Origin of the sequence: Bacillus sp. 105MF (assembly GCF_000374885.1) — a bacterium.
GTDB classification, from domain to species: domain Bacteria; phylum Bacillota; class Bacilli; order Bacillales; family Bacillaceae_G; genus Bacillus_A; species Bacillus_A pseudomycoides.
In genome coordinates, this window is the sequence record NZ_KB895597.1 from 25,387 (window position 1) to 37,221 (window position 11,835).

An 11,835-nucleotide genomic window follows, 5' to 3' on the forward strand; every position below is an offset into this window, starting at 1 on the left:
TAAAGTTTGGATGAGTCATTAACTTGCATATTTCAGCTCTGTGGCTTCCATTTGGCTTTGTAATTAAATGCAATTGAACACTGCCCGCCACTTTATTGTTGATTTTGGCAATAAACAATATCACCTCCGGTGCTAAAACAGTGTGCCAATACTTTGTCGCTTCTTCTTGTTCCAGTGGAGGTAAAAAACCTATTGACGCTCCATCATCTACTACAGTTTTCAAAAGTTCAGAAAGCTCTTCAATATCTTCATCAAGTAGTTTAATCTCTTTTATTTCTAGATTTTGCATTACTTTTCCCCTTCCTAGGTTTATAAAAAATTAATTTCACAAGGTGAATTAAAATTTAAGAGTGATAGAATGAATTATGAATGTCCGCAATTCATTCTATTAAGATATTTACAATATAAAACAGTATAAATATACAAATTGTGAAGTTAAGACAATAATTTGTATATTTATAAACGTTAATTCATTAGGGAAGCGATGTTCAACTCGTTTGGATTGCATCGCAGATCATGGAATATTTACCGTTCTTGCATGGTAGTACAATAAATAGTTTAATCTTACTTATATAGTATACTCTGACTATATCATAAAAATATTCTTTCCATGTAGAGTATTTCTCCATTTCTAAACCCCTTCCTGGGGCGGTTTTAAAGCTAACATTGCGCCAAAATACTGTGAAGCAGTAGTAAACGTAATAAACGCACAAAGCTCACTAATTTCTACGTCAGAAAGATACTCTTTTAAAACATTAAACGTAGCGTCTGATATATCCCCTTGTTGCTTTAAAAACACCTCCGCAAAGCCAACTGCAATAGATATTTTATTATTGAATAAATGGGGTTCAGGTTTTCCTTTTGCTTTACAATACTCACAACCATTACTTTGTGCTAAAGTTCTCCTTACTTGTTCTTTTAACTGAGAGGATAAATTCCCATCTTTCTCCAAAACTTCCCCCAATTGAGTCCATCCGTTCAATACATCTTTGTTATGTCCTAAAAGTTTTTGAAAAGGGGTCTCTCCGAATTTAGATTCATTAATTCTTGTCATAGTTAATACCTCCTGGTAATATTTATAATATCAAATAAATTTATTCCATCACATTAAATTTAAAACTAGTTTCCTATCAATTTTTCAACAAATTAATGAAAATAGGAGAATTTTCCTTAAAAATGAAAATAGATGATATTGATAACAAAATATTAGAAGAATTAAGCAAAAATAGTCGATTATCAATGAGTGAACTTGGAAGAAGAATCAATTTGTCTTCTCCATCTATAACAGAACGGGTAAGACAAATGGAGTCATTCGGAATAATAAAGAAGTACACCTTAGAAGTCGATTATGAAAAATTAGGACTTCCTATCCAATGTATAATAGAAGCAACAGTTAAAAACGGAGACTATAATTCTTTTAAGAAATATATTGAGGGTCTGCCAAATGTAGAGTTTTGTTATCGAATTGCTGGAAACGCTTGTTATATGCTTAAAATGCAATTCGACACTTTTGCTAAAGCAGAAGAATTCATTGAAGCTGTAAATCCATATGCCCATACTGTAACACATTTCATTTTTTCTCAGGTCCAGACGAAATTAAGAATCAATTCAGACTGATTTTTATAATGGTTGTTCAACTAACCTGTCCAACTAATGTCTAGTTAACATAAGCTATCATTATCGGTAGCAAGAAAAAGGCGAATTCTCTTTGAAAGTAGGGATTTTTCTTTTTCTATAATGCTATTCATTTTTTTATACATTCCTATCCTGGCGTGGGTTTTAGGATTCTTGTTTGTTATTGGATTGGCCGAAAAACTGTATGAAATCTTGCATGCTCTTAGCGTGGGTTTTTTTCGAAATGCTAGCGGTACCCCCTGCCCATCAACTTAAGAATTTTATAATGCCCCCAAAACAACAAAATTGTACATTTTCACCTGGAGATGCCAACTTTCTCGTTTTGGGGTATTTGCTTTTCTTAGGTTGATGGCGATGTGGTGCTACCCCTTTTTGCCTACTTGCTAAATTCAGCAAATAAAATATTTTTAAAAGGATTAGGACTGTCAGCTCTACCCAAACTGTTCCAATTGACGACTAACGTATGCTTGCCTCCAAGTGTACCTCCAACAAGAGTAGTAAACCCTAGAAGGCCACCTGTGTGTCCCCATATCGAGACACCGTTCGGAAGCTTAGTTTCATAGATTCCAAGACCATATCCATCGATTCCTTCTCTTCCTGTAGGAACTGTAGTAAGCATTTGTTTTAGTTGTTGTTCTTTCAGTAATTTGCCACCGAGCAAGTAAGAGAAGAATTTGTTTAAGTCGTCAGCAGTAGAAATCATATCTCCAGCAGAGCTACCTGCACTTGGGTTATAATAAGTAACGTCTTTTAGCTCACTTGCTCCGTCTGGTTGGACATATCCACGGGCATGGTTGGTGCCTGGAATAACGCTTGAATTGCCAGGTAGGAATGTATTCGACAATTCAAGTGGTTCAATAATCCGATTTTCAATCTCTTCCGCATAGCTGTTTCTGGTTACTTTTTCAATAAGAATACCCAGTAATACGTATCCTGTGTTTGAATAAGACCAGCCCTTTCCTGGGGCAAAGTCTGGGGGCAGAGAAATCCCCATCTTCACTAACTCTTCAGCCGTATACGATTTTTTTGTATCCGTAAAATCAGCGTCTTTTGACCTTGAGTATTCTGCGATACCACTTGTATGGTTCAATATCTGCCGGATAGTAATCTGGTTACCATCATATCCATTTCCTTGAATGGCACCAGGCAACCATTTTTCGATGAAGTCGTCTAGATTCAGGCGGTTCTCTCCAGCTAATTGAAGTACAACTGTTGCGGTGAACGTCTTCGTCACACTGCCAATGCGAAAGCGAAAATCTGTTTTCATTGGTTTCTTGGTTCTCAGATCCGCTATCCCAGCGGCATAACCCCACGTTTTTCCACCCTCAGAAGTTTTAGCAAGTATCCCCGGGTATCCAAGTTGCAATGTATCCCGCATTGCTTGCTTGACGGAATTACGATCTCGTTGCGTGCTTGTGTGTGACGAACTAGATACATTTTGAGTGGGCTCTGCTTTTACAATTGAGATTGGTGTTGTGTATAACAGAGAACTTCCAGCTATTAAAAGGGCCAGACTTGCAAATGTAATTTGACTACGTATTTTCATAAGGCATTCCTCTCCTCTATTCATATTGTATAGGTGGCTGTTTACTGTTCCTTACCTCCTAGGCTTAGGGAAAAGGCCCTCACTCATATAGATTAAAGCCCCAGTACAAAGGTATCTATCAATATCAACAATTTGAGCCATTTACATCTCCATCCCTTCTATAACAAAATTATTAAAGGGCATGAAAGCATATTATGTATCCTTAGTTATTGTTAGGATTAACACAACATGAGACATACCCTCAGCCCATATTTTACTTTATTTATCCATAATATGTATTGAGAAAGAATGTAAATTCGAATCATTTCCGTACCCTAACTATTGATCGTCTTTTTCACCTATTATGATTAGATATTTAGAATTTCATTATAAAAAACAACCAATCCCTTAACGTACAGGAAGCGGTTGAAAAATGTATCTAACGTACAATTTGGACACAAAATAACCTATTGCCTGTACGCTAAAAGGGAACTACTGAAATAGGTGTAATTTTAGGTTTTTTCTTTGTTTTGATAATGAATATTTTAGAATTTAAAGATAAAAATTATAAAACTACATAATTAATATCAAGTAAAAAGCACTCTTAAAACATTAAAAAGTGCTTTTTATTTATTATAAATACGAAAGTAAACTTTTAGATAGAAGTTTACTTTTAAATATCATTGTAAATACAATAATATAGCCTAATTTAAAATTCTACACACTACAAATTCTATTTCTTTAAACGAATAATCTAGATATAATAATGATTATATATTAATCCGAAGACCGAGGTGAACATTATGCAAAGTTTAAAAATATTAAAATTCAACATGTGCATATTTGGAATATTATTTGTCACTTATAGTATTCAAGTATTTTCAGAGTTTATAACAGATCATACCTTTAACTGGTTAAAGGGTATATGTGCAATAGGATTTTTCTTTGTTTTGATAATGAATTGGTTAGATTTAAAAAATAAAAATTATAAAACTACATAATTAATACCAGCCTAAAAGCACTTATAAAACGTTAAAAAGTGCTTTTTATTTTTTATAAATACGAAAGTAAAAAAGAGTCCTATTAATTTAGGACTTTTTCTGTTTTATGTAGGAAAATGTTTTCGTAATTGGCTTAGTTATAGGGGTTTATTCGTGAAGATTTGCTTCAGATGTTTTAGAAACAGTCTCAATATCAGAGATAATCATTTTGACAGTTTCATCTACTGACATAGCTTCGGAAATAGTTTTTTCGTTTGGTAAATCTAGAAAATCTTTGACAGTGTACCAAGCCGTTAGTTCAGCTTGGCCAAAATCGTTTTTGTTGGGCTTGGTTTTATGTCTAGCTATTGTTTCTTTGAGAGAAATGTCATAGTAATAGACGTGAGTTTCTTCAAATGTATCAATTAGTTCTGTAAGCATAGTTTTGTACTTACTATTGCTTAGAATGCCTTCTACAATTACATAGTTTACTTTATTCATACCGTACAGTGCTATTTGTTTGATAAGTTCAACAGATAAGTTCCCGACATTATCTTTTACACGAAGCATGTCTCTACGAACCACATCTTGTGGAACTAATAGGGCGCCTTCTAGGAGTAGCTGTAGTTGTCGGGCTACTGTGCTTTTTCCGGATCCTGAGTTTCCACGAATAATTATTAAAATAGTTTTCATGAGTGCCTACTTATTGGTGCCATTCCAAAATGTTTGATAGTATGCTGGGCTGATTGTTTTAACAATAACCTAAAGTAAGCTTCTATTCAAAAGTTTACTTTCATTTTTTTTAAAAATTTGAAATTGTAATTTACTCCCAGAGTGGCCCCTCATTCCCTGAATCGTTTCCGTACCCCCTTTAGTGGAATAACTTTATTGCTATTCAACAATTCCTTAATCCACCTTTCAGTTCAGATCTTATTATCACTATAAAAATACCCCTTTAGATAAACAGATCCAAAGGGGCAAAACATCGCAACTTTGTTCAAAATTAAAACCCTATATATGTCACAATATTCATAATAATCAAAATAATATTTCTAAAAATTCAAAATATTTACATTTATGCTAAAAATGTTAAATTTAATTTATGAATTATAAATCAACTACGGAGTTTTAATGAGAAAGGAAAAAAGTTTACTGACATCACTTTAGCGAGTGCAATAATAGCTAGTGAATTTAGCATAACTCATGCTGCTCCTATTTATGCTAATAAGATTCAATCAGTTTCCAAATTAGAATCCCTTCTTGAGGAGACAATTAAGGAGGGTATTGGTGATTAGGAGAGCTCTTGTTAATTTATAGAAAAAGATAAAAACATTATTTTTTGTGAAAGGAGACGATTATGTTACAAAAAATAGAACTTAAATATGATCCTCTCGATCCTGAAACATTATTGAATCCATATCCTATTTATAAAAAGTTAAGAGAGAACGCTCCCGTTTATTGGCATGAAGGAATGAAATCATGGGTATTAACAAGATACGATGATTGTAAAGAAGTGCTACGTAATCATGAAGTGTTTACAACTGATAGAAGACGAGTTGGAGTGGAAATTCCAGATGTACGTCATACTGTTCAATCTTTGGATCCACCTGACAATATACCTTTGCGTAATCTATTAACGAGAGCTTTTAATTCACAGGATATTAATAATGTTCGAGAGAAAATACATGTATTAATTAAAGATATTTTTAAAAAACACAAATCAATAAATGAATTTGATTTTATGAGAGAGGTTTCCGCTCCGCTAGCATTAAGTATGACAGCAATTACACTTGGTGTTGATGAGCCAAACTTGGATTCTTTTCTTGAAATATCGGAAGCTATTACTCGACAAATGGATTCAGGACTAAGACCTGAGAATATTGAACCAGGTAATCAAGCACGCGAAAAACTCAATGCTCTTGTTGGTGAGTGGTTTGCTGCTGAAGATAGGCCAGGAATTGTTTCATACATTAGAAAACATGCTCAAAACACAAATGTTCCTGAGCATTACATTCGTAATACAACTGGTACGATGTTCAATGCAAGTTTTGGATCTTTATATGCTGTATTTGGTAATGTCGTACTTGCTCTATTAGAACACCCAGAAGTATTTGATAAATTAAATGATAAATCTTTAATTGACACTGGGGTGGATGAATTAATTCGTTTTGATGGACCAGCACAAGGAACGGGTCGCATAGCTGCCAAAACGACAAAAATTAGAGATACTACAATTCAGAAAGGTGATGTAATTGTAGTACTGTTTGCTGCAGCCAATAGAGATCCGGAAGTGTTTCCTGAACCTGATAGTATAATTCTTGACCGTTCAAAAAATCCACATCTGGGGTTTGGTTGGGGACCACATACATGTGTAGGAACTTTTTTTGGTAAATTAGCAATTAAAGAATTGATTTTATGTCTTTTAGAAGAGTCGAGTCGTTTACGATTATTGAGACGCCCAATACGTAGGGTCACAGCTACTTCAAGAGGTATTGAGTTGTTGCCAGTTTCTTTTTCCTAACAATATTAGTTAATTTATTATGTGTTTTAAATTTCTGTTCTCCAAATATCCATTAAAGGAGGTGATAATATGAATTACCTTCACTAAGAAAATACACCCCTAAGGGCCGAGCTCAATATCTTGAGCTTGGCTCAAATTTTCTCAAGTTAATCCCCCCTTCTTTAGATAAACATATCCGTAATACAACTTTTTTCAAAACCGTTAAACTATATTTTAAATATATGTTTCAACTTATTACGAAAGATACACCTTTAAAATTAGTTTTGCTGTTTTATATTTAATTAGATAGATAATTCTTTATATTCCTTTACATTTCTATTTCATTGATTTTGTCCATTTATCATTTTAATAATTATATTTCTCAAATTAATTTTATAAGAACTTAACTTATAGAAAATTACATAAAATGGCATTTTGATTGTACTGTTGTTTATTATTTAAGGGAGACTACTATATATCCATCGAGTTAATCAAAATTACTTGTGTAACTTTCGTTTCTACATGTGAAATAATACTCTTTTAGGAGTAGGCAATTTACAACGGTAAGGATATAAACCCTGTCATAACAAGAATTATGAGATTTGTACTAATAGATTCTAATCTATTGAGATAAGATCCATGGTACGTAAAATAAAGCTAGTCAGTGTCCCATATGAATTGATTAAAATATAGGGGGATTTAATAATGTTAAATGTAGATGAACTTGTAATTGAGAAAAGTATTTCTAAAACACTAGAAGAATTAGTAAATTTACCTGGTCCAGCTGGTCATGAATATATAGTCAGTGATTGGTTAAAGAAACATTGGATAAATAACTCCGAAGAATGCTTTAACGATAAAGTGGGAAATTTAATTTGTAAAATTGGTGGAAAAGGTCCTAAATTATTAATTCAAGCACACATGGATGAAATTGGATTTATTGTAAGGTATATTACCTCTGATGGCTTTTTATTAATTGATCCAGTGCAAGAAGCACATAGATCTGGTCCTAATCATTTACATATGATAGGGCAACTAGCTCAAGTAATAAGTAGAACAGGGAAGATAGCAACAGGAGTTTTTGCTACATCTACTGGTCATGTCCTTACTGAACAGCAAAGATCTGGAAATTTAAATTTTAATAGTCTATTCATAGATATGGGGATTAATAGTAAAGAAGAAGTAGAAAAATTAGGAGTCCATATTGGCTCTAGCGTAGTATGGACAAGGGAATTAACTCAAGTCGGAAATAGGCTTATAGGAAAAGCATTTGACGATCGAATTGGGCTCCTTGTTATGGATATCCTTATGAAGAAAATAGACGTTTCCAAATTAAATTATGAAGTATGGTATGGAGCTACAGTACAGGAAGAGAATAAAGCACATGGCGCGTCTGCTTTAGGTTCAAGGATGAACTTCGATCTGGTAATATCTCTAGATAGCGGTTTAGTGGGAGATATACCAACTGTAAATGAACAAAACTATCCTACTAGATTAGGCGGTGGGCCGACGTTAGTTTATAAGGATGGAGCTATTCATTATGATACTAAAATAACATGGGGTTTAGAGGATGTATCTAAAGAATATAATATCCCTTACCAAATTGGTATTTATAGTAATTATGGTTCTGACGGAGTAGCTTTTTTTGATAGCGGTATTCCTTCAGCACTTATTGGTATTCCAACTCGCTATACACATACACCTTTTGAAATGGTTGATATCAAAGATATTTATTCTACAGTGAATTTATTGAATCATTTTATTGTGCGCAACGATAACTAGATTTTGGATAAAAATAACTTTTGTATTACCTTAAAAGATTTAGTAAATTTTTTTAGTGTTTTTATAACTGAAGTAGACAAAAGGGGTCTGGTGCAAAATCATTTAATAGAGACATAATACCTACACAGTCTGTTCAATTCCAGATTATGATGCAATTCCAAACAAGTTATGTACAAATTCAACTCAAACGCGAATTTCGTACGCTAAGCAAATTGCAACCTAAAAAAGTCGATTCCTAAATGCTAAGGAACCGACTTTTTAATTTGGCTTGTTAAGCTAAAACTCAAGGTTAGTTCAACGAAATCTTCCCCCTAAATCCACTCTTTTCCATGTTCACGAATAAATTTAATATCGTTTTGATAATGTTCAATGTGCCCTTCATCTATCATCTTTTGAAAAGAAATGTCACCTTCACTGGCTTTTCTTTTAATGGTTTTACATAATCCTTCTAATCGTAGCAATACCATTTCCAAATAATCTTCTTCTATTTCCTCACCGTATGATTCAAAAAACAATTTAACCCTTTTTTTTATAAGGTCGGCATGCTGTAATGAATTATAATAAACTCCTTCACCTGTTTCAGAATAATAAACTCTACTTAAGGGAATACAAGTGTAAAGAGTATAGGCTATGTCCCAAAGTCTTGGACCGGGACCAGCAACATCAAAATCAATAATACCTACTGGTCTTTTATGATTAAAAATAAGGTTATATATTGCAAAATCATTATGGCATAGTACCTCAAATGATTGGGGTGTGTTATCTATTGATTGCCAACTTTTTTCAATTGAAAAATCACTCACAGAATCATGATAAAGTCGGAGCATCTTCGCTATTTCTTTTAAAACATCATTAGACCACAGGTATTCTTTTAAAGGATAATTGCCAGCTTCTCCTTCAATAAATGATAATATCTCTCTACCTTTTTCATCAATACCTAAAAACTTTGGTGCATAACTGAAACCTTTGTTTTCCAAATGCTTTAATAGCTTGTGGATTTTGGTACTGTCTGGCTTTAATTCTCATCGAACAGTATCTCCCGAACGATATACGTTTGAGACATTACCTCCTGTTAGCATTTCTTCGTTTTCGTACTGATTTTTCATTAAAACTCCCCCGATTTAGGGACGCTATGATTGTGTCAATAGAGATGTATTTTTGCCCATAAATAAAAGCAGATATACAAAGGTATCTGCTTGGTAATGGGAATTTAATTGTCCACACCATGTATCCCTTGAATGATTTTAGATAGACAAATAAACGCATCCTTAAGAATCAAGGACCGCAACTGTCTCTATCCAATTAAATAATCATTTCAAGATATTCCACATGTGTAATATAGATTCCCCTTTCTTTACATCGCTAAATTAAATATTACCAAAGATTACTAGATAAATAAAGAAAATTTAAAACAGTTTTTCAATTATTATACCTCGTTACTTTAAGTACACCTTTTCACAATTTCTTATCTATATTTTTATAAATATCCCTTTTCTCTTTATAAAAAGATACCAAAAACGACCGTTTATGGGGCTTTATGTATTTTTAATGTAACTGACAGAAATACGCTCAAAAACCAGTTCTAAAACTCATTACCAAAAACAAAGTACCATAACAAACATTAAAAATCGTTTATGGAACCTTCTTAACGTACAGTAGAACCAAGTTCTTTAACTGAAAAATTCCTTAGCGTACGAAATTCGCGTTTTGTTGGCGAGACCCCATGCCCATCAACCTAAAGAATCAAAATCCCCCCATAATGAAAATTCTATTGATTTGAAGTAGCTTTGCTCATATAAATTTGATATTATGTTCAAGCGCAAAATACATAAGGGGGATTAGGAATATGGAAAGACCAGTTGTTATTGAGGAGTATACACCAGATTGGGCACTATAATTTAAAGAAGAACAAAGGCTTCTAAAAGGTATAATGGGAGATAAAGCTATTACAATTGAACATATTGGAAGTACATCTGTTGAAGGATTAGGAGCTAAACCAATATTAGATATTATGATTGGAGTTCATAATTTAAAAGAAGTAGATGAGTTTATTGAACCTTTAAAAAAGATTGCATATGAATATGTGTTTCATAAAGAGTTTCCAAACAGAAGATTTTTTAGAAAGGGATTATGGAGAGCGGGAACACATCATTTGCACGTTTATGAACTAGGGAGTGAAGAATGGAACAGTAATATCTTATTTAGAGATTATCTAAAAAACCATCCTGATACACTCCAACAGTATTATCAATTAAAACAAAAATTAGCTGAAAAACATCATCATGATAGAGTCGCATACACAAATGAAAAAGCGCCATTTATAACAGATATTATTCAGAAAGCTAAAAATGAAATTAACTTCCGCTAACGAAAATCATGTAAATATATAAAGTTATCAAACGACTTTATGAGGTAACGTCACATCGCCATAAAGCTAAAGTTTTGCACTATCCATTAAGTAAAAAAGACGTTATTCTTTTTGTAGAAATATACAGAAAGGATGGCGTTTTTGTATGAATCTATCGATTCAGGATGAGTTTCATTTGTTCGCTGAAGAACTACAGCGATATCTATCTCCACATATTCTTCAACAACTCGCACAAGAGACAGGTTTTGTAAAACGTAAAAGTAAGTATGGCTCACGAGATTTGGCTGCTTTATGTATCTGGATTAGTCAACAGGTAGCAAGCGATTCTCTTACTCGATTATGTAGTCAGCTTTATGCAAATACAGCTACACTTATGAGTCCAGAAGGACTTAATCAACGTTTTAACCGATGCGCTGTTTTATTTCTACAACGTGTATTTTCCCTTTTAATCAAAAGCAAATTAAACGATTCGTCTCAAATCTCAAACTAATACACCTCTTATTTTCAACGTATACGCATTTTAGATGCTACTATTTTTCAAGTACCCAATCATTTGGCCCCTATTTATCCTGGGTCAGGAGGATGTGCACAAACAGCTGCTATTAAGATTCAGCTAGAGTATGATTTACATAGTGGAAAATTCCTCAATTTTCAAATGGAACCAGGTAAAAACAATGATAAAACCTTTGGTACAGAGTGTTTGGATACCTTACGCCCAGGAGATTTATGTATACGAGATTTAGGATACTTTTCTCTAAAAGATTTAGATCAGATGGATCAACGGGGAGTATTCTATGTTTCACGGTTGAAATTAAATAATAGCGTATATGTAAAAAATGAATCACCAAATTTTTTTCGGAATGGGGCAGTAAAAAAGCAATCTTTATATGTTTTGCTTAACCTTGAAGATATTATGCATCAGATAAAGCCAGGAGATACTTATGAAATTCAGAATGCCTATATTGGACAACAAAAATTACCCTCACGAGTTGTAATATATAGACTCACATCAACTCAAATTCATAAACGTAGGAAACAACAAACT

Annotated in this window: 7 protein-coding genes and 3 pseudogenes; 5 read left to right on the forward strand and 5 right to left on the reverse strand. The window is 33.1% G+C overall.

The window, feature by feature from the left end; all coding sequences use genetic code 11:
• Together C564_RS32695 and C564_RS0127060 are read right to left on the reverse strand one after the other, a co-directional pair.
• On the reverse strand, nucleotides 1–289 hold a 289-nt coding region (locus C564_RS32695; RefSeq protein WP_018767523.1), incomplete at its 3' end, for a GNAT family N-acetyltransferase.
• A gap of 342 nt (nucleotides 290–631) precedes the next feature.
• Nucleotides 632–1,054, reverse strand: coding sequence for a carboxymuconolactone decarboxylase family protein (locus tag C564_RS0127060; RefSeq protein WP_018767525.1), 423 nt, complete (start codon nucleotides 1,052–1,054; stop codon nucleotides 632–634).
• A gap of 122 nt (nucleotides 1,055–1,176) precedes the next feature.
• Between C564_RS0127060 and C564_RS0127065 the strand changes: the two genes are divergently transcribed.
• Nucleotides 1,177–1,617 carry an Lrp/AsnC family transcriptional regulator gene (locus tag C564_RS0127065; protein ID WP_018767526.1) on the forward strand — a complete coding sequence of 147 codons (441 nt, stop codon included), beginning with the start codon at nucleotides 1,177–1,179 and terminating at the stop codon, nucleotides 1,615–1,617.
• A 394-nt stretch (nucleotides 1,618–2,011) separates the two neighbouring features.
• Here the strand turns inward: C564_RS0127065 and C564_RS0127070 are convergent, their stop codons facing one another.
• Both C564_RS0127070 and C564_RS0127080 read right to left on the reverse strand, forming a co-directional pair.
• Complete coding sequence (locus tag C564_RS0127070; protein WP_026008725.1) at nucleotides 2,012–3,181, reverse strand: serine hydrolase domain-containing protein; 1,170 nt, start codon at nucleotides 3,179–3,181, stop codon at nucleotides 2,012–2,014.
• Nucleotides 3,182–4,308: 1,127 nt separating this feature from the next.
• On the reverse strand, nucleotides 4,309–4,833 hold the full coding sequence (locus tag C564_RS0127080; RefSeq protein ID WP_018767529.1) for an AAA family ATPase: 525 nt from the start codon (nucleotides 4,831–4,833) through the stop codon (nucleotides 4,309–4,311).
• A gap of 664 nt (nucleotides 4,834–5,497) precedes the next feature.
• Between C564_RS0127080 and C564_RS0127085 the strand changes: the two genes are divergently transcribed.
• Together C564_RS0127085 and C564_RS0127090 are read left to right on the forward strand one after the other, a co-directional pair.
• Complete coding sequence (locus C564_RS0127085; protein WP_018767530.1) at nucleotides 5,498–6,661, forward strand: cytochrome P450; 1,164 nt, start codon at nucleotides 5,498–5,500, stop codon at nucleotides 6,659–6,661.
• A gap of 684 nt (nucleotides 6,662–7,345) precedes the next feature.
• Nucleotides 7,346–8,422 (forward strand): M42 family metallopeptidase, encoded by a 1,077-nt coding sequence (locus C564_RS0127090; RefSeq protein WP_018767531.1) that lies wholly within the window; start codon nucleotides 7,346–7,348, stop codon nucleotides 8,420–8,422.
• A gap of 311 nt (nucleotides 8,423–8,733) precedes the next feature.
• Here C564_RS0127090 and C564_RS33810 read toward each other — a convergent pair.
• A pseudogene (locus C564_RS33810) lies at nucleotides 8,734–9,528 on the reverse strand (phosphotransferase).
• A gap of 740 nt (nucleotides 9,529–10,268) precedes the next feature.
• On the opposite strand from C564_RS33810, the pseudogene C564_RS33815 reads away from it, so the two are divergent.
• Both C564_RS33815 and C564_RS33820 read left to right on the forward strand, forming a co-directional pair.
• Nucleotides 10,269–10,790 (forward strand): annotated as a pseudogene (locus tag C564_RS33815) (GrpB family protein).
• Nucleotides 10,791–10,935: 145 nt separating this feature from the next.
• A pseudogene (locus C564_RS33820) lies at nucleotides 10,936–11,835 on the forward strand (IS4 family transposase); the annotation flags it as partial.

Excerpts from the sequence above, each read along its gene's own strand:
- C564_RS0127060 (WP_018767525.1), bottom strand. The coding sequence starts at position 1,054 with ATGACAAGAATTAATGAATCTAAATTCGGAGAGACCCCTTTTCAAAAA.
- C564_RS0127065 (WP_018767526.1), top strand. The coding sequence starts at position 1,177 with ATGAAAATAGATGATATTGATAACAAAATATTAGAAGAATTAAGCAAA.
- C564_RS0127070 (WP_026008725.1), bottom strand. The coding sequence starts at position 3,181 with ATGAAAATACGTAGTCAAATTACATTTGCAAGTCTGGCCCTTTTAATA.
- C564_RS0127080 (WP_018767529.1), bottom strand. The coding sequence starts at position 4,833 with ATGAAAACTATTTTAATAATTATTCGTGGAAACTCAGGATCCGGAAAA.
- C564_RS0127085 (WP_018767530.1), top strand. The coding sequence starts at position 5,498 with ATGTTACAAAAAATAGAACTTAAATATGATCCTCTCGATCCTGAAACA.
- C564_RS0127090 (WP_018767531.1), top strand. The coding sequence starts at position 7,346 with ATGTTAAATGTAGATGAACTTGTAATTGAGAAAAGTATTTCTAAAACA.